Raw genomic sequence first — 19,149 nt, forward strand, 5'->3', positions numbered from 1 at the left:
TTCATTTTATTCCTTTCCTTCCTTAATCCAGCAAGCAAGTAACGTCCCTTCTTTATCCGCTGACCAGATTCCAATTTTTCCATTTTGTTGTTCCATTAACATTTTTGAAATGCTTAGTCCTAGCCCGGAACTTCCCCCATTATTTCTAGCACCCTCTGCCTGATAAAATGGTTGAAAAACTTTGTCCAGTTGTTCTTGTGGGATTCCTTTTCCTTCATTTTGAATTAGAATAACAGTACCTTCTTTTCTCCAAGCCTCAACGTCTTCATAAAAGTCTTTAAACAACCAGTCTGGTAATTTGGAGTCATTTGAAATGGCAGCAAGCCAAATCTGACTTTCTTTTTTAGTATGACGAATGGCATTCCCCATGATGTTATCAACAACTCTCACCATTTGCTTTGGATCGACCTTATAGATTTCTTTTACAGATTGATTAACAAGTAGTGAAATCCCTTTTCGATTACAAGGTTCGTCATAGCCAGATAACAGCATGTCAAAATACTCTTCCCCATCAACTTCAACAAGTTCAGTCCTTTGTTTAGAGGATTGTAATGCCGTGTACATAGTTAAATCATCAAGCATTCGTTTCATGTACTCGAGCTTCTCAAATAAAATTTCCTTATATTCGATCCTCTCTTGTTCTGAAAGTTTTTCATCATTCTGCAAGGCTTCAGTATAAGCACGTATGACCGTTAATGGTGTTTTTAAATCATGCGATAATGAGGCTACAATAAATTCTTTTTCCTTTTGTTGAACTGCTAAAGCCTCTTGAGTTTGTTCAATCTGTGCTTTCATTTTCCAAAAATGTTTGATTAAAACCCCTATTTCATCATTTGATTCACGAGTTTGATTTAACAGTTTCTTTCCATTTGCAAAAGCCGTCATTTGCGCCTGCAAGTGGCTTAATGGTCGATTTAATTTTCGGTTTAATAGAATGACTACACTAACATAGAGTAGGACAAAGAAAATAATGAAATATATACCTAAATAGATATAGCGATTTGTTACCCCTTCAATCCACTTCTCTCTAGCGATGGATATTTCATAAATTCCAACGATATCCCCATTATCTATAACAGGCTTTTTCATTGTATAGGTACGAGAGTTCTTTTGAAGATCATTTAGATTTCTATATACTTGTTCAATATTTATCGTTGAAAACCCGTATGCACCCGGACTAGGTAAACTAGAAAAAACAACAACACCATCAGATCGGTATAAAGTGATTTTGATAGATTCATTCGATAAAGCTTGAACTGCCTCAAACTGTTCTTTCGGTTGAAGTTTATATAAATCCGGATTTAAAAGCTTCGGCTCAATCTCCTCCATTTTATTGGTCATCTCAACATATTCAACAAATGCTTGCTTTTCATCGAGATTACTTAAACTTACATACAAGAAATAAAGCGCAACAACTGGAAGTAGCATTACGATAAAAAAGCTGACCATCAACCATTGTTTAATTTTCATACACTTTGTTCTCCTATAAAACGATAGCCAACACCCCAAACAGTTTGGATAAACTTTGCAGAGCGTGTTTCGTCTGCTAATTTTGATCGTAAGCTCTTAATATGAACAGTGACTGTATTATTACCGTCTACATCCTCCTGCTGCCAAATATGCTCATAGATTTCTGTTTTAGAAAAGGTTTGTAATGGGTTTTTTGCTAACAAAAACAATAATTCCCTTTCCTTGGAGCTCATTTGGACAACATTACCGTATAAAAAAATGAGCTCATTCTTAAAATCAATGGTAAGTTCATTCATATAATTGATGCGGTTTTCATTTAAAGTCTTATTGTTATATCTTCTGTACCTTCTTAAATGAGAGCTAATTCTAGCACTCAGTTCCTCAAGACTAAATGGCTTTGTGATATAATCATCAGCTCCAAGATTCAATCCTCTTATTTTACTTTCCTCCTCATTTCGTGCACTTAAAATGAGGAGAGGAATTTCACTTTCTAATCGGATGGTTTTACATAATGTATACCCATCCATTTCAGGGAGCATTAAATCAATTAAAGCAAGGTCAAATTGATCTTCTTTAAAATCCTCCCAGCCTTCTTTTCCCGTAGAAGCCCATGTTACGGAATAGCCTACCTTCCGTAAATGATCACAAACAATTCGGGCGATTTCCTTATCATCTTCAACAAGTAGAACTTTTTCAGGTTTTTCCATGGATAACCCCTCTTTCTATCTATTTTCATTATAAATGAAGTTTTGGTGACTTAATGAATTTTTATAATTACTTAATAATTGGCGGAAAAGGTATATTCAGACCACTTTTATAAAAAAGTAAGTAACGTAAATGATTCCATAAAAGAGGTGTTTGTTTTGTCTAAGAATCAAGGAAAGAATATTTTGCCGCCACAGCATCAAAATCATCAGCCTGGAACTGAGGCTGAAATGGTACCAAAACCCGTATCCGAGGACCATTCTTATCAAGGAAGCAATAAGCTTAAAAATAAGGTTGCTATCATAACTGGTGGGGATAGTGGAATTGGAAAGGCGGTTGCGATTCATTATGCGAAAGAAGGCGCAAATGTCGTCATCGTTTATTTGGAGGAGCATGAGGATGCTAAGGAAACAAAGCGGCAGGTCGAAGAAGAAGGACAAAAATGCTTACTTCTATCCGGAGATATCGGAAATGAAGAATTTTGTAAAGAGATTGTGAAGAAAACAATTGATACGTTTGGACAGCTAGATATTTTAGTTAATAATGCAGCTGAACAGCATCCACAAAAAAGTATCTCAAACATCACAGCTGAACAACTTGAAAAAACATTCCGAACCAATATTTTTTCTTATTTTTATTTAACGAAGGCTGCTCTTCCCCACTTAAAACAGGGAAGTTCGATCATCAATACGGCATCCGTTACAGCATATAAAGGAAATGAGCAGCTCATTGATTATTCATCAACAAAAGGAGCCGTTGTTTCGTTCACAAGGTCACTATCCATGCAATTGGTTGGAAAAGGAATTCGTGTAAATGGAGTGGCTCCAGGGCCGATTTGGACACCGCTTATTCCATCAACCTTTACAAGTGACCAAGTGGCAAAATTCGGTTCGACGACACCAATGAAACGACCTGGACAACCTGAGGAGGTCGCACCAAGCTATATTTTCCTTGCTAGTGATGACTCCTCTTATATGTCTGGTCAAATTCTACACGTGAACGGTGGGGAAATCTTAAATGGGTAAAAATAAAGCATCATCCTCGACGGATGATGCTTCCCTTTTTATTCGATTTTGTTCTTACCATGTCTTTTTTTATTCAGATATATGAACCCAATCATTAACACTGGTACAATAAATACCGCAACGAATAATGTATAATTAATTTTTGTTGTATCGCGCACAACAAATACTTCTGAAATATCACGATTTACAACAACATCAAATTTACCATCGGTTGAACGAACAAGATCCTCAGAAATGAGTCCTGTTAACTCCTTATCATCCCCAACCTGGTCAGCCGTTAAGGTAAAACTTTGTGTTTTCGTTGTATTATTAATCGCAACAAACGCTGTCTGCCCTTCATACTCTCGTTTAAAAACAAGCAAGCCTGCATCATTTTTGACCAATTCAATGGTACCTTTTGTTAAAGCTGGTACACCTGACCTAATCTTAGCGAGCAATGTAATATAATCAACTAGCTCTTTGTCTGTTCGAAAGTCCATTAAACCGAGGTTATCCGGTGACTCACTTCCATTTAACGCAATTTCTGTTCCATAGTAAATGATGGGAATTCCTGGTGTTGTATACAAATACGTCAATGCAGACTTAAGGCGTGGTGCCGGGTGTTCGTTCGCCTCTGTAGCCAAGTAAGTGAATCGAACCGTATTCGTACTATCGAGAAAATTGATTAAGGAATTCGGATTTTCAAATCCTCGTGCTTGTTCCCATGCTTTTTCGACATCTTTAAAGGTTTGGTCTGGAACACTAAAGCTTGTGATTCCTTCATAAGGTATCATGTTAAAAACGGAATCGAGTCCTGCAGCTTCAAGTTGTTGCAGATTATCTACACCAACAGATTGTCCAATTAAGAGAAAATCTGCTTTTTCCGCTTTCAGTTCGGTTGATAATGTAGTGATAAAATTTGCTGAAACACTATCAACAAGATCAACTTTATATCCATCAATGTCTGCCTCTTGAATCCACCATTTTGCCTCTTCAACAAATTCATCAGTCAAAGTATCATTTGAATTAAATCCGAGGTCAAGAATAATTTTTATTCCCTTGTCATGAGCCTCTTTAACAAGCTGCTTTAAATCAACTAAAGAACCGTAATGTTTATTGATTGCGCTTCTGTCTTTTACCACATACGGATAAAAAGTATCCGTTTCATTTTCAAATATAGGCGATAATAAAATTGATGTAAATCCCATATCCTTCACATAATCAAGCCGACTTATGATTCCTTGGATGTCACCCCCATGATAGGATGTAGGATTCGAAAGATCTACTGCTGAATCATTTGTACTTTCAGCATTATTAAAACGATCAACCACTATGTAATAAATGCTTTCTTCCTCTATCGCTACATTGTCAGAAGCCAACGCAGGAATAGCTGACAACAGTAACATTGGAATTAGCAAAGCTACAATATATAACTTTTTCTTCATCACGTAACTCCTATTCTATTAATCAAATGCGCCTTGGCGTATTTGCGCCCAGATTTTTTCGAGCAAGCTCGAAAAGTTTCCATTGAAAATCTGTGGCATCCGCCGGAGGCTGTAACTTTTTCAGCTTTTTGCTGAACAAAGTTAATATCTCACTTTAAAGTAACCTTATCCCTTCTTAAAAGTCAAATATAACAAGTGTTTGTTCATATTTTGTACATATTTACAGGTCCAATAAGGTTATGGCTTTTTCTATAAAAATGACTATTCTTTATTTCCACTTTCTGTGATAAACTTATATAGTTTTTCATTTAGGTATTTGAGGGAGTTGACAGCTTGGCTACTTCTATTAATACAAAAAATTTAACATTGTTTGCGTTAACATGGCCAATCTTTATTGAATTGTTATTACATATGCTAATGGGAAATGCAGATACATTAATGCTGAGTATGTATTCCGATAATTCAGTTGCAGCAGTCGGGGTCTCTAACCAGATTTTATCATTAATTATTGTCATGTTTGGATTCGTCGCAACCGGTACAGCCGTTCTGGTAGCCCAGCAGTTTGGTGCTAATAATGAAAAAAGCGCTGCTGAAGTGGCGGTAATTTCCATTTTCGCAAACCTTGTGTTTGGTCTTATATTAAGTCTTGTTGTTTTTATTTGGAGTAAAAAGCTCCTGCTTTTAATGGATTTGCCCGTTGAACTATTAGATGAAGCAGATAGCTACCTTAGAATCGTAGGTCTATTTTCCTTCCTTCAAGCACTTATCATGACAATTGGTGCCGTAATTCGAAGCTACGGCTTTACTCGGGACACGATGTACGTCACGATCGGAATGAATATCCTCAATGTAATCGGGAATTACATTTCCATCTTCGGTCCGTTTGGTCTGCCAATTCTCGGTGTTGAAGGGGTTGCAATATCAACCTCCATTAGTAGATTGATAGGTCTTTTAGTCATCACTTATCTTTTAATAAAACGAGTAAGACATGGTCTACCATTTAAAAAAATTTTCCGATTACCGAGAGTGCATCTTCAAAATCTGCTTAAAATTGGGATACCATCTGCAGGAGAACAGCTTTCCTATAACTCCTCGCAGATGATAATTACTTATTTTATTACGATCATGGGAACGCAGGCCCTTACGACGAAGGTTTATACGCAAAATTTAATGATGTTCATATTCCTTTTTAGTATCGCAATCAGTCAAGGAACACAGATTTTAGTTGGTCAAATGATTGGAGCTCGTCAAATTAATGATGCTTATAAAAGAGCTTTAAAAAGCTTAAAGCTCGCCATTATTATTTCAGCAGCAATGGCCATTGTTTTTTCATTCTTTAAAGTTCCACTTTTGTCTATTTTTACAGATAATCAAGACATCATAAAAACAGGTGGTGTCCTTATCCTTTTAACCATCATTCTTGAACCGGGTCGAGCTTTTAACCTTGTTCTAATAAATGCATTAAGGGCGACTGGAGATGTTAAGTTGCCGGTATACATGGGAATCCTATCGATGTGGGGGATTTGTGTGCCGATTGCGTATGTGCTTGGCATTCACTTTGAACTCGGCTTAGTAGGAGTTTGGATTTCTTTTATTGTGGATGAATGGGTCCGTGGTCTCGTCATGCTATGGAGGTGGCGTTCCAGGGCATGGGAGAAAAAATCATTTGTTACACCAGTAGAAAATGCCAACGTAACAGCCTGAAAAAGTTCAGGCTGTTTTTTCGATTCAATAATTTCCCTAAAACCCGGGTAAAACCTCACTAAAAAGTCCTGGTTATAAATTCCTCTATTTTTGTCTAAAAAGAGGATAACACTACTTTCAAATAACAGCTATGGATGGAGGATTTACCTTGGATTTACAACAACGTCTTGGCAGCATAACTGAACAAAAGCGCTCTTTTATCACAGGTACGACAGAATGCATAAATGACCAATGGATCTTCTTTGATGCTGAAACAGATGAAGCATCAATGCTCGAAGAAATGATTGGCAAGGAAGTAGAAATTTTCACTTTAAATAAATGGGAAAATGGCATTTTTGTGGAGGATGGTCTCATCCAAATGAGCGGTTATTTTTATAAGCTCGATAATGGAGATTGCCTTCGCTTTCGTAAAAAATTAACCTTTGCATATAAGGAATGGCTAGAAGGATTTACGGAGGATCAATTTCTACGTTTTACATCAACTTTAAATAAACTTTCGTTCTCATTATATGATTGTTTACATTGCCATAATCAATTAATGTACCAGGATAAGGATGGCGAAAATGAAGGTGTCAATTTTATCATGTTTGATAATACGGAAATGCTTTTATCTGTTCACCATCATTTTTCACGTGGAAAACTAAAGAAGGATCGATTTGAATTTACATTAGCAAATGGAAAAAGAGCGATTCTTTCGACCATATGTAAATAAAATTGGGGGCGTTCACCATGAACAGCCCCCTCATTTTTACAAAGCTTTTAGCTTTGCCAATCCTTTTTCAAATTCTTCACTTTTCATTGGGCGATCAATATAGAAGCCTTGAGCATAATGGCATTGGAGCTCCTTTAGTAATGCGATTTGCTCATTTGTTTCAACACCTTCAGCAACCACCTTCACAGAAAGTCCATGCCCCATCGTAATGATTGCCTTCACAATCGCGATATCAGTGGTATTAACCTTAAGATTATTAATAAAAGTTCGGTCGATTTTTAAGGTATTAATAGGCAAATCCTTTAAATAGCTTAATGATGAATAGCCTGTCCCAAAATCATCAATGGACACCTTAACACCGAGCTTTTGGAGCTCTTTCATGACAATGACACTATGAGTAATGTTTCTCAGCATCACGCCTTCGGTAAGCTCAAGTGTTAAATATTGCGGAGGAAGTCCTGTTTCAAGTAAAACTTCCTTCACCACATCAATAAAGCTAATTTGTTGGAATTGGTTTGCAGAAACATTCACCGAAATTGTTAAATAATCATAGCCCATATCATGCCATTTCTTATTCTCATGACAAGCCTTTTTCAAGACCCACTTGCCAATCTCATGAATGAGACCTGTTTCCTCTGCCAAAGGAATAAATTCCCCAGGTGATACAAGCCCAAGCTTTGGGTGCTCCCAGCGTATTAAGGCTTCGCTGCCATACACCTCACCTGACTCTAAATCAATCAGTGGTTGAAAGCATAAATGAAATTCTTTCTTTTCAAGTGCTTTTCGTAAATAACCTTCAAGCTCCAGCTTATATAATACTTGCTGATTCATTTCCGTTGAATAAAATTTCATTTTATTGCCACCCTGCTGTTTTGCAAGGTTCATCGCCGTATCAGCATGTTTAAATAATAGCTCAGTCGTAATCCCATCATTTGGATAAAAACTAACTCCAATACTTCCGGTTAAAAAGAATTCACGAGCTTCATACATAATAGGTTTAGCGATATCTTGCAAAAGTGTCTGTCCAAGGTCAACAATCTTTTCAACCTCAACATCCTCGGTTATTAGAATCGTAAATTTATCACCACTAAATCTTGCAAGAAAACTCCTTTTGGGGAGTAGCCCTTGAATTCGTTTTGCGAGTTCCTTAAGAATAATATCCCCCGCATAATGTCCAACCGTATCATTAATCATTTTAAATCGGTCAAGATCAATAAATAACACCGCTAATTTACGATGCTTCTTTTTCATTGAAAACCTCTGAACAAAATCCTCTACTTGATTTGTAAAATGCAAACGGTTCGGCAAACCGGTTTCTGCATCAAAATAGGCTAAGTAAGCAACTTTTTCCTCGGCCTTTTTTTCATAGAAGGCTTCAATATTTTTATATTTTTCGGTAGTAAGTTGGTGTTGCTCTATTAATTCAATGATATCTTTCAACTGTTTATATACAAAGCTATAGGTTCTCATTACGAGGTTCACCACTCTTTTTATCACTCATGAAGTATGTTTCTATTCATTAAGATAGCATAATTTCTTGTCGAAAAACACAGAAAAAAGAGAAAAAGCTACCTTAAATGGTAGCTTTTTCACAAAAGTTTTAGAAACGCCATAGACCAAGTGGAAGTTTCGCGCCGAGCGCAATTGTTAAAACTAAAACAACGACAAATAATGCCCAAAAAACACCAGTTTGTTTTCCTTTACTAGAACGTGCTAAAATCATTTCCATGAATCCAATTGTTAATACACCAAGAATTGCCTTACCTATGTATTCACCGTCAATAACTACTCCACCAAATAAAAGCAGTAAACCTGTTGCTATAATGAATAAATAAAATAAACGTAAAACCATTTTAACGATTTTTTGAGATTTTTCTTTGCCGGCCTTATTCAGGATTGTTGCTGCTATAACAAATAGAATAATAGCAACTACCCAAGAAGTAATATGTGCATGAGTATTCATTGTCATGTACTACTTCCTCCTTTTTTCTTTTTCATTCACGATTATCATAGCATGTTTATTCTGAAAATAAAAAGGTTCAATCAACCCTTTTTCACTATTTGCATAGTAAATATGTCGTTTTTGTGTCGAGTTGACCTTTAATGTCTAGCTCCAGGCACCATCAGCTCTCTGGTTTAAGCCAATCGCTTCGGAAGGTAAAAAACACCTTCTGTCAGCGCTCGTCTTATGCTTGTCACCTAAGGCTGCGCGCCTTGTGCTTTTCTATTTTATTCCTCGATTTTATTTCTCAAAGTTCCAAGGCTATCAATTGAAATTTCAATAACGTCCCCTGCCTTTAAAAAGCGTGGTGGATTAAAGCCTTTTCCTACTCCTGCTGGTGTACCTGTTGCAATAATATCACCAGGCTCCAATGTCATTCCTTGTGAAATCACTGAAATAATTTTTTCAATTGGGAAGATAAACTGGCTTGTGTTACCTGACTGTCGAACCTCTCCATTTACTTTCGTTTGAACAGATAAATGACTTGGATTTGAAATCAACGATTTATGCACAAGCATTGGCCCCATTGGACAAGTGGTATCTAAGCTTTTTCCAAGGAAAAATTGTTTATGTCTTGATTGGATATCACGTGCTGTAATATCGTTCACAATCGTATACCCAAATACATACTCCAATGCTTCACTTTCTTTAATACCACGACCTTCTTTACCGATTACAACCGCTAATTCCCCTTCGTAATCGAGCTGTTCAGTAATATTTTTATGATTCATGACGAGTTCATCAGGACCGATAACTGTCGTTGGTGCCTTTGTGAACATCATGACTTGCTCAGGGATATCCTTTGCACTTCCCATTTCAATCACATGGTCTTCATAGTTTTTACCAACACAAAAAATGTTTTTACTTGGTTTTGGAATTGGTGCTTTTAATGTTATATCCCCAATCGGAAATATGCCATCTGCATCTGAATGTTTTAAAGCCCACTCTTTAATATGACGTACTTTCTCTAGGAATTCCTTACCTTGTGAAATAGCCCCAATCATTGTTTCTGGTATGATGGATGACCCGTTCTTTTGCATTTCTACAGTTTTTAGATCGAGTACTTGATCTAGCTTTTCGTTAACCAACCCGATAAATTGTTTTCCATTCTTTTCAGCAGTTACAAACCTCATTATCATCACCTCTTATATCTTAATTCTATTTTAATTGTCATTTTTCCTCCCTCGACACGTTGTAGAACTTTGTATTATTTTGTAACATTTTAAGAGGTTTTAGCGAACTTGTTTTATTCTTTGTAAAGGCAGGTATAATAAAAGTACAAGCCTTGTATATACTACTTTAGTCTAATGGATCATGTAGAAAATGTACTAAAAAAATGGAGAAATGAAAATGTTCATGTTGAAAATTGCAATTGAATTAAAGCGCCGTAAAATGACAGCTTTAGCAGATCGGCACGGCTTTACTGCTTGGGAGACGGTAAAGTGCAGTCAAGAGTTAGATCAATTATTGAATATTTATCAAAAAACCAAACAGAAAAAATTAAAAATGGTGAACTAATAGTACGTGTTCAAAAAGGTGGATGAAGAGGACCGCGTCGACAAAAACGCCACGGCCGCATGTCTTGTCGACACTTGCACATCCTGTGCGTCGAAATTTCAAGGCGGTACAGCTCCTGCGTACCGGAGCGAGGCAACTGCTTGGGTTAACATCCTTGCAGCCTTGCGCTGAGGAATTGACTTCGAGAATAAACTAGTAGACGCAAGCGCATAACCTAGTTTTTCACCATGTACTTGGCGCAGTGTTCCCAGAAATTCGATGCTTCATATTCACCGCACTTTTTGAACATCATCTAAAAAGACTATTCGTACTAGCGAATAGCCTTTTTTCTTATATCCACCTTTTGGGCATAGGTTAATGTTCTCCAAATCCATTCGAATGGACCGAATCTATATTTTTTCAACCATAAATAGCTTAATACGATTTGAACAATGAAAATAGCAATAGTGAGAAGGAATCCGGTATATAATTCCACTCTTCCATACAATCCAAAACCGTAGCCATAAAACAACAGCGTACAAACGATTGATTGGAACAAATAATTACTTAATGAAAGGCGTCCAACAAACGCAAGCGGCGAGAGCAGCTTCTTCCAAACTGGCAGTCTCATTAACAGGACAACTGATGTTGCGTATAGGACAGCAGTGCCTGGGCCACCTATCGTATCCTGTAAATATTCAGTTGCAGCATTCTTGGACGTATAGTATGGGAGCAATTTCATTGGAACCCCTATCACTAGCGAAATCAGCCAAAGGATTTTCACCTTCTTAATATTCTCATCACGGCCTTCAAACCACTTTTTCTTCGCGATAAAAGCTCCTAGAAGAAACATCGGCAGCAATGTAACGACTAATGCAAAGATGCTGGCAGCATTATTTACATAGTACCAATCTTGAAATCTTTGTATGGTAATTTCCCAGAATCCGCCTGTAGCATAAATCTCAGCAGATTTTTGAGCGAGCTGTTCATTAAACATGACGGCACTCAACCCAGGATCGAACATCACGGCTAGAAACATCAACCCACCAAGAAATAGGTTGGGTACAAAGATAAGCACTAATGCCCAAATAAGTAACGTGAGCGGTTTTGATTTAAGAAATAATAGTAAAATTGCCCCGACAACAGCATATGTAATTAATATATCTCCATGCCACACTAAAAAAGCATGTATACATCCAAACACTAAAAGCACAATTAACCTTCTTGTGATTAATGGATAAAATGAATAACCCTTAGCTACTGCCCTTTCCTTAAATAGGATCATGCCAAAGCCGAAAAGAAACGAAAACAGGGTATAAAAGCTGGCTTGTGCGAAAATATCGACGATTCGATATGTCCATTGATTGAGTTCCCCACTCCACCAGTCTTGAGGGTTTAAATACAGAACCGGTGAAAAAAATGAAGGCATATTCACGAAAAAAATACCAAATATCGCTAGCCCCCTTATAACATCAATGGAATGAATTCTCTCCGTCCCCATTACTGGACTTAATTGTTTATTACTCATTTATACAACTCCTTAACAATTTCCCTATTGTCGATTATAAGAGAAATAAATTGGAAACACTAGGAAATTTTTAACTTCGTTGGTACCAAAGTGGATAAATCACATCTTCTGGGCATTATTCATAGAATAAAAAAACCGTTTCTTATTGAACCTATTGGTATCACTATTCGTAAATCATCAAAATCGTTTTGCAAAAGGGTGTTTTTTGTATGCCAGCAATTGTAGGAGCAATAAAAGTAAATAGTGTTGGAAACAGCAGTGTCCTAAACATTGGGGATGTCTTTCAAATCTCTCCTTCCAGTACAGCCAAGACATTTGCAGGAGCTGGCTCATTTAATACAGGTGATGGACTTCGAATCTATAATAATCAAAGTGTCACAAACGCTTATGATACAGATAAAATTGACAGTGTCATTATTGGAAATGCTTAAGGAGGGATATGAACATGAACTTTTATATCAATCAAAGTATTTGTATTCAGACCTTACGAGTGGGCAGTGTAAGCAATTCATCTGTTTTGCAAATCGGTAGTGCTGGTCTTATCAAGCCATCTGCACACCTTCATAATACAGGGGGATTTACTGAAGCCGCCCCTCAAATTGGAAGTCAAACATCAAAACTTGAAGCTCCAGCCGTTCCATTAGTGGCACCTTCTCCATCATAGGCATTCACCCATTTAAATTCACTTGCATAATGTACATTATCAGTGCTTATGGAAAGGGTGAATGCCTTTGTACTCATATCCTTATGATATCACCGCTTATATTCGAAGCCTTCATTACTATATCCAACAGCAAAACCAGCGAATTTCACAATTAGAGGCAATCCTACAAAATATCGAAAAAGAGCTTAAAGAAATCAAGAACAAACCAACAACCCATATTGAAAAGATTGAATATAAATTTGATCAACTGAAGGTTGAGACGTTAGAGGGTACATTAAACATTGGATTAAACCCTATGAACGGTGAACAGATTGAAGATTTTGCAGTCTCACAGAGTAAGATGAATGTACCTGACGTTAGACAGACACATAAAAAATTCATTGACGCAATTCAAGATCATATAGATGCATACTTAAGCAATGAATGTTCCGTTAATATTCAAACTATGTTGACCCAAGAAAGGAAATCACTTCCAGACGAGCATGTCCAATTTATTGTTGAAGATATTCAGAAGCAAATTAATGAACGAATCATTTATTACGTGGAGCAAAAACAATCTGAACTTCAGGAACCAACAAGGGAAAATGTAATATTTTCAGACATTGTTGATAGACTTAAAGCGGATATTCAAAACTCAATAAGAGCTTATCTAAATAATCTTCCAGAAAATATGAAAGAGGGGTAGGTTACGTGAATTTTACAGTCGTAAATAAAGAAATCCATGTTGGTCATATTGATATAGTTGGTGTATCTACATCATCTGTGTTTATTATTGGAGATGCAAAAACAATATCAATGGCGTCTGCCTTTGATACACCACCAGAATCGCTGATTATTGGGCCATACGTTCCATTAGCCCCTCAGGGGTGATGCCAATGCAAAGAATTTCTGTTGTTGATCTTATTTATGTCAATTCTGTTTCTTTTAGTAGTATTTTAGAAATTGGGGATTCCCAAAAAATCACCCCTGTTTCTCAGGCTCTTGCGGTACAAAGAGAGGTCCCTATCTTTTTTACAAATGAAGGTGATTTTTCAAAATACCCTATTTTTTCAAGAGAGCTTCCGAAAGTGAAAGTGACGGAAACAGTTAATATGAATATATTTAATCAGAACCCTGTTATTAAGGTGGACTCCGTAAGGGTTACAGGCGTTTCGTCGGCCGCCGTTATGCAAATTGGTTCAACTGAAACAATCCACACCGAATCTAAAGTAAAGCATATCAGAAAGCTGCTTGATGAGAATTCCAAACTCAATCGGTAACGAAATGCCTATTCTTCTCATAAAATAAATATAAAAATGGATTTTTAAAGGATGACGAAATATGCCCTCAGTAGTTGGACCTATTAAAATAAACAGTGTCGGTGGTGGAGTCATAAATTTCGGAGACTCCTTCTATGTTTCTCCAAAGGATTCAGCGAAAACATATGCTGGGTCGGGCTCATTTAATACAGGTGATTTTATCTGTACAAATAATGGCCTGAATGCAACTAATACAAATGATGAAGATTTTGCAGACCAACTCATAAAGAAGAATGCATAGAAAAAGCACTAACAGAAGGTGCTTTTTTATCTACCAATGAGATTGGCTAGATCCCTAAGAAAGTGCTTATTGGGTATACCACCATCTCGTTAAACGATAAATGGTATACCGCAATGGGACGATGGATTGACTGTAACCTTGAGGGTCTGGTCTTCTAGCATTGAATAGAAAAAAGGCCATTGCTGGCCTTTTTCTATATTCCTATAAAGTTTCTAATCTAACAAGGGTTCCTCTACCTGATGGTTCAGCTGGTTCAACGATTAAGCGTTTAGGCAATCTAGCCCTTAATTCTTGGACGTGGCTAATGACGCCTACCGCTAATTGCTTTGAATGGAGTTTTTCGAGTGCTGATACTACTGTATCTAGTAGGTCTGCATCCAAAGTTCCAAATCCTTCGTCCAGGAAGAAAAATTGCAATGGATATTCTCCCCTCAGCTGGATTTGAGCTGACAGCGATAACGCCAATGCCAATGATGTTAAGAATGTCTCTCCACCGGAAAGTGTTGTAACCGGACGTCTAACACCACCATTTGCATCATCCCTCATAATAAATCCACCTTGTGAATCCACTTCAACAGCATAGCGCTGTCTTGTTAGAATTCCAAGACGCTCTGTTGCATCAAGACTAACTTGAACAAGCTGTTCTTCAGCAATAAACTCTACGAAGCTATTTCCTTTAAAAACGGATTGAAGCTTGTTGTATTGCTCTACTAATTTTTCAAGGTCATTTCTTCGTTCTTCAAGTTCATTGAAACGTTCATGCTTTTCTAAAAGGACTTGAAGGGCTTTAACAGCTGCTCCCTTCGCTTCTACCGCCTGATTTAGCATCTCTCTCATTTCAGTGCGGACCGTTTGAATTTCGTCCCATTTTTCTTGAGTTAATTCTTCACCATTTAGTAATTCAGTTATTTTTCGCAAATCAGTTTGGATTTGTTTGAAGCGATCCCAATAACGCTCAATTTGAGAACCAAGCTCTTCTTGCTCATGTTTTGATAGAATCGATTCCTTTACATCGGAAATTTGTAAAAAGCTTGTTGTTTCAAGTACCTCAGCCCATTTGGTTGTTGCTTTCTCACTTCGATTTTTCCCATCTTGTAATGCTTGTAATGCAGCATGGGTTTCGTTTTCGAGTTTTTGACATTCAGCTTGGACCTTTTGCCAAGCATCGTAAGCTTTTGATTCTGTTTCTTCAAGCAATCTTACCATTTGCTCAGTTTCAACGATTAACTGGTCGATGTTATTGTTTCCTGTTTCTTTTGCGAGCTTTTCACGTGCCTCAGATAAGGCTTCGAGTTTACCTTTTAATGTAGAATTAATTTCAACAATTTGGCGGTCAAGCCCATTACACTCATTTTGATGTTTTTGCTTTTCTTGTTCTTTTTGTTCTAGCATTATAGTGCTATTTTGAATTTCAGCAGATAAACTTTGTGCCAATTTGTCATTTCTTGAAATGTCTTCAAGCTTTACTTCAATGGTTTCAAATTCAAGCTGTGGAAAGGATTGCTTCCAGTTCAAATACTGTTCCTTCGTTTTTTCCTGTAAGCTTAACACACGAGCCTGAAGCTCATTAAAGGATTTTGTATTGATTTCTTTAGTCTGTTCAAGCTGGTTAACTTGTTTTAATGATGCACGAATATCTTGAATTGCTTTTCTTCCCATTTCCTGAAGCTTTAAATAATCCTGTTGTAATGATTTTTGTTCAACAATAAGGGATTGAAGCTTTACAAATACATCTTCAGACTTTTCAACACTAACAAATTTTTTTGCTTGGACAGGGGCATTCATTTCCCCTGGATACTCCCCGATAAGCCCTCCAGAAATTTGCTCGAGCTTTAGTTTGAGCGTTGAAAATTCTTGTTTTAAGTTCCTTATGATTGTTATATCATTGTTGAGCTTTTCGATTTTTGCTGCTAGTTCATCTCCGTGATCTTCAAGGCTGGATACAGGATTTGGATGATGGGTCGAACCACATACTGGACATGGATCTCCAGATTGAAGCTGGCCAGCAAGCTGGATGGCGAGATTCTTTTTTCTATTATCCTCTAGTGCTTGCTTTAGCATGGAAAGTTTAACTTCAGCTAGACCAATAAGCTTTTCGCTATCTCTTTCACGATCACAAACTGCTTCATATTTAGATGCATTTTCTAAAAAAAGAGCTTCCATTCTATGCTTTACCTGGTCAAGCACCTCATTTTGCGAATTCAGCATTTTCTCCAATTGTTCAAGCTGCCTACGACTATTTTCCAGCTCTGTTTTTTGCTCATGTAGACTTGTATTAGAAAACATAATCGTCTGCTTTTCTTGATTGGCTTTCTGGAGCTCGTCACGTACTTCTGCTGAGACTATTAATTGCGAAAGCTGTTCTCTTCGTTCCTTTTGTTTCTCTGTATCTTCTGTAATTGATGCAGAAAATGCTTCAATTTGATTTTGTTTTTCACGTAGCTGTGATTCAAAGCTGTATAGCTTCGTTTGCAGCTCTTTTGCTTCACGGTCAAGAACTAATGCTTTTTCCTGAACTAATTTGGCGTCAGCCAGCTGTTGTTTTTTTGTTAAGTAAAACGGTAGCTTCTCCGTTTTTTCCTGACGTGCAAGATGATAATCATTAGCCTTTATTTCATTTTCTTGTTTTAAGATTGTTAATTGATTTTGTAAGGTTTGATGACGAATGGCCGCTTTGTCTAACGCTTCTTTTGCAGACTCATATTCTTCTAGATATGGCAACAGGAGAGCAGCTGTTTCCGCATTCTTCACTTTTCTCTCAAGCTGAAGAATATGTGGTTTCTCATGTTCGATTTGAGCTAATTTTTGTGAAAGTGCGCTCTTTTCCAACTGCCATTGCCATATATTTTTACTTTTTTCAAAATCAGCATCAATCTTATTTACTTCGTTTTGGCGTTTTTCTAGAAGAATCTCCGCGGTTTTTAGATCTTGGTCAGCAGTTTTAATAGCTTCTGTTGATGCATCTCCTAGACCTGCTTGTTCTGCAGCTACTTCGTTTAACTCATTTCTTGCAATGGTGAGCTTATTCTTTAATTTTTTATTGAGCTTGTCCCCATATTGTTCGAGATTAAATAGGCGCTGAAGCATTTGTCTACGGTCAGCACCCTTGAGTGATAAAAACTCAGCGAACTTACCTTGTGGGAGTACAACTGCCCTCGTAAAGTCATCAATCGTTAATCCGAGCAAATCCTGAACAGATTGATCTACCTCACGAGTTTTATCAGCTAGAACTACTGATTCCTCACCCACTTCAATGATTCGGCTTACCGAGGATTTTACCTTTAAATCGTCCTGCCGTTTAAAGCTTCGCTCTACCATATAACGCTTTGCTCCATTGGCATTTTCAAGCTCAAATATAAAAGAAACATGGAGCTGATTTTCTGCATGATTAAGAATTCCGTGCGTATTATTTGATGCGCGCTCGACTTTACCGTAAAGGGCAAGTGTCATCGCATCGAGGATTGAGGATTTACCACTTCCTGTCGGTCCAAAAATCCCAAAAACTCCACCTTCACAAAGGGACCCAAAGTCAACCGTTTGTTTTTCTCGGAAGCTATGAAGCCCCGTAACTGTTAATGTGATAGGTTTCACGCTTCATCACCATCCTCGTCTACGTCATCAGTAATAAGCTCTAAAAATAATTTCGTAAGCTCGGGCTCTGGTTTCGCACCGCCTGTTTGCTTTTCATAAAAGCGGACAAAAAGCTCATCAATTGGTGTATTTGTATTCACTGTTCGTTCCGCTTCTTTTTCAAGTTCTTCAAAAACTGGTCGAATATGAATAAGACCACTGTGATGCTTTCGTAATCGATGAATTTCTTCGATTGACAGGGCGTTTGTCACATGGATTTCAAGGTCAACCCATGCATTTGCGTCCTTCCCTTCGTCAAGCCAGGCATAGACTTGAGCTAGCCCTTCTTTTGCTTTCCATCTTACAAGTGGTTTACCACTTGATAAAAATACTTCGGACATCTCGATTGGCTGGTTAGGTTTCGCCTCTAAAATGGTTACAGATTTTGCATATCCAGATTCTGAAAAGCTGTAGGCCAATGGTGAACCAGAATAGCGAGCTTGTGTTTTCGCTCTTGATACCATTTGTGGACGGTGTAAATGCCCTAATGCAACATATTGTGCCGTTTCTGGAAGACTCGTAGCAGCTACGGTGTACGCTCCACCCACTTCAATTGGTCGCTCAGAATCTGTGCTACTTCCACCCGTTACATAAATATGGCTCATTGCGATATTGATTGTATTAGGGGTAAAAGCTTTACTCATTTCTTCAAAGATTCCTTGAATTCGTTGATCGTATTTATCGCGTAGCATTAATTCTTCATGCGAATCTGATAATACTTCGGCTAAACGTGACTCTGATGGATATGGTAAAGCTGCCAGTTTAAGAGTTTCATTTGTTGTAGGAACATAGATGGTTTGGACATCCATTGTTGGTAAGCCAAGTAGTTGAATTCCTTGCTTTTGTGCTAGCGGTGAGGCAGCTGACAAGCGGTCCGGGTTATCATGGTTTCCCGCAATAATCGATACAGGTCTCTTGCCACCATTTGATAATCGGGCGATACTCTCATAAAATAAGCTTTCAGCTGCTGCCGGTGGATTCACTGTATCAAATGCATCCCCAGCCATTAAGACAACATCAATTTTTTCTTCTTCGACGATTTTTACAAGCTCGTCCAAGAATTGTGCTTGTTCTTCTAATCTACTTCTCCCCTCGAGGGATCGACCTAAATGCCAATCCGCGGTGTGAAGAATTCTCATTTGAAAGTCCCCTTCCTTAACCGAAATCTAGTACTATTATTTTAACATAGGAGGATGTCAGAGAATGAAAGAGTTAACTGGAAATTAACGAAAAAAGTACTGCCCTAAAA

General features: G+C 37.5%; 19 protein-coding genes. 10 read left to right on the plus strand and 9 right to left on the minus strand.

The features are described from left to right. Positions 1-6: 6 nt before the first annotated feature. A complete protein-coding gene (locus V7097_RS05065; RefSeq protein ID WP_335702515.1) occupies positions 7-1,470 on the minus strand; it encodes a HAMP domain-containing sensor histidine kinase in 1,464 nt (487 codons plus the stop codon). After that, positions 1,467-2,177 carry a response regulator transcription factor gene (locus tag V7097_RS05070; protein ID WP_335702516.1) on the minus strand — a complete coding sequence of 237 codons (711 nt, stop codon included), beginning with the start codon at positions 2,175-2,177 and terminating at the stop codon, positions 1,467-1,469. Before V7097_RS05070 ends, V7097_RS05065 begins: the two co-directional genes overlap by 4 nt. A gap of 156 nt (positions 2,178-2,333) precedes the next feature. On the opposite strand from V7097_RS05070, the gene V7097_RS05075 reads away from it, so the two are divergent. Continuing rightward, the gene (locus V7097_RS05075; RefSeq protein WP_335702517.1) at positions 2,334-3,200 is read left to right on the plus strand and encodes an SDR family oxidoreductase; all 867 of its coding nucleotides are present in this window, start codon (positions 2,334-2,336) and stop codon (positions 3,198-3,200) included. 38 nt (positions 3,201-3,238) lie between these two features. Here the strand turns inward: V7097_RS05075 and V7097_RS05080 are convergent, their stop codons facing one another. Further along, on the minus strand, positions 3,239-4,624 hold the full coding sequence (locus V7097_RS05080) for an alpha-amylase family glycosyl hydrolase (protein WP_335702518.1): 1,386 nt from the start codon (positions 4,622-4,624) through the stop codon (positions 3,239-3,241). 333 nt (positions 4,625-4,957) lie between these two features. Here V7097_RS05080 and V7097_RS05085 point away from each other — a divergent pair, with 333 nt between their 5' ends. Further along, complete coding sequence (locus tag V7097_RS05085; RefSeq protein ID WP_335702519.1) at positions 4,958-6,328, plus strand: MATE family efflux transporter; 1,371 nt, start codon at positions 4,958-4,960, stop codon at positions 6,326-6,328. A gap of 148 nt (positions 6,329-6,476) precedes the next feature. Next, positions 6,477-7,040, plus strand: coding sequence for a DUF2777 domain-containing protein (locus V7097_RS05090; RefSeq protein WP_335702520.1), 564 nt, complete (start codon positions 6,477-6,479; stop codon positions 7,038-7,040). 36 nt (positions 7,041-7,076) lie between these two features. On the opposite strand, the gene V7097_RS05095 is transcribed toward V7097_RS05090, so the two are convergent. The 3 genes from V7097_RS05095 to V7097_RS05105 form a co-directional block, all read right to left on the minus strand. Continuing rightward, positions 7,077-8,510, minus strand: a complete 1,434-nt coding sequence (locus tag V7097_RS05095; protein WP_335702521.1) for a putative bifunctional diguanylate cyclase/phosphodiesterase — start codon at positions 8,508-8,510, stop codon at positions 7,077-7,079. A 130-nt stretch (positions 8,511-8,640) separates the two neighbouring features. Further along, complete coding sequence (locus V7097_RS05100; RefSeq protein WP_438824199.1) at positions 8,641-9,009, minus strand: YisL family protein; 369 nt, start codon at positions 9,007-9,009, stop codon at positions 8,641-8,643. 260 nt (positions 9,010-9,269) lie between these two features. Continuing rightward, positions 9,270-10,175 carry a fumarylacetoacetate hydrolase family protein gene (locus V7097_RS05105; protein WP_335702522.1) on the minus strand — a complete coding sequence of 302 codons (906 nt, stop codon included), beginning with the start codon at positions 10,173-10,175 and terminating at the stop codon, positions 9,270-9,272. A gap of 217 nt (positions 10,176-10,392) precedes the next feature. Here V7097_RS05105 and V7097_RS05110 point away from each other — a divergent pair, with 217 nt between their 5' ends. After that, a complete protein-coding gene (locus V7097_RS05110) occupies positions 10,393-10,560 on the plus strand; it encodes an aspartyl-phosphate phosphatase Spo0E family protein (RefSeq protein WP_335702523.1) in 168 nt (55 codons plus the stop codon). Positions 10,561-10,870: 310 nt separating this feature from the next. On the opposite strand, the gene V7097_RS05115 is transcribed toward V7097_RS05110, so the two are convergent. Further along, the gene (locus V7097_RS05115) at positions 10,871-12,067 is read right to left on the minus strand and encodes a DUF418 domain-containing protein (RefSeq protein ID WP_335702524.1); all 1,197 of its coding nucleotides are present in this window, start codon (positions 12,065-12,067) and stop codon (positions 10,871-10,873) included. 209 nt (positions 12,068-12,276) lie between these two features. On the opposite strand from V7097_RS05115, the gene V7097_RS05120 reads away from it, so the two are divergent. The 6 genes from V7097_RS05120 (at position 12,277) to V7097_RS05145 (ending at position 14,270) form a co-directional block, all read left to right on the plus strand. After that, complete coding sequence (locus V7097_RS05120; protein WP_335702525.1) at positions 12,277-12,498, plus strand: spore germination protein; 222 nt, start codon at positions 12,277-12,279, stop codon at positions 12,496-12,498. A 14-nt stretch (positions 12,499-12,512) separates the two neighbouring features. Further along, positions 12,513-12,731, plus strand: a complete 219-nt coding sequence (locus V7097_RS05125; RefSeq protein WP_335702526.1) for a spore germination protein GerPB — start codon at positions 12,513-12,515, stop codon at positions 12,729-12,731. A gap of 67 nt (positions 12,732-12,798) precedes the next feature. Then, entirely contained in the window at positions 12,799-13,416 is a 618-nt protein-coding gene (gene gerPC / locus V7097_RS05130; RefSeq protein ID WP_335702527.1) for a spore germination protein GerPC, read from the plus strand. A gap of 5 nt (positions 13,417-13,421) precedes the next feature. Further along, positions 13,422-13,601, plus strand: coding sequence for a spore gernimation protein GerPD (locus V7097_RS05135; RefSeq protein ID WP_335702528.1), 180 nt, complete (start codon positions 13,422-13,424; stop codon positions 13,599-13,601). 5 nt (positions 13,602-13,606) lie between these two features. Further along, a complete protein-coding gene (locus V7097_RS05140; RefSeq protein WP_335702529.1) occupies positions 13,607-13,990 on the plus strand; it encodes a spore germination protein GerPE in 384 nt (127 codons plus the stop codon). A gap of 61 nt (positions 13,991-14,051) precedes the next feature. After that, positions 14,052-14,270, plus strand: coding sequence for a spore germination protein (locus V7097_RS05145; protein ID WP_335702530.1), 219 nt, complete (start codon positions 14,052-14,054; stop codon positions 14,268-14,270). Between the two features lie 201 nt (positions 14,271-14,471). Here the strand turns inward: V7097_RS05145 and V7097_RS05150 are convergent, their stop codons facing one another. Together V7097_RS05150 and V7097_RS05155 are read right to left on the minus strand one after the other, a co-directional pair. Then, entirely contained in the window at positions 14,472-17,861 is a 3,390-nt protein-coding gene (locus V7097_RS05150) for an SMC family ATPase (RefSeq protein WP_335702531.1), read from the minus strand. Beyond that, positions 17,858-19,039 (minus strand): exonuclease SbcCD subunit D, encoded by a 1,182-nt coding sequence (locus V7097_RS05155; protein WP_335702532.1) that lies wholly within the window; start codon positions 19,037-19,039, stop codon positions 17,858-17,860. Before V7097_RS05155 ends, V7097_RS05150 begins: the two co-directional genes overlap by 4 nt. Between the last annotated feature and the right edge of the window lie 110 nt (positions 19,040-19,149).

Source organism: Bacillus sp. JJ1562 (genome assembly GCF_036962705.1).
In the GTDB taxonomy this organism is placed as follows: domain Bacteria; phylum Bacillota; class Bacilli; order Bacillales; family Bacillaceae_L; genus Ferdinandcohnia.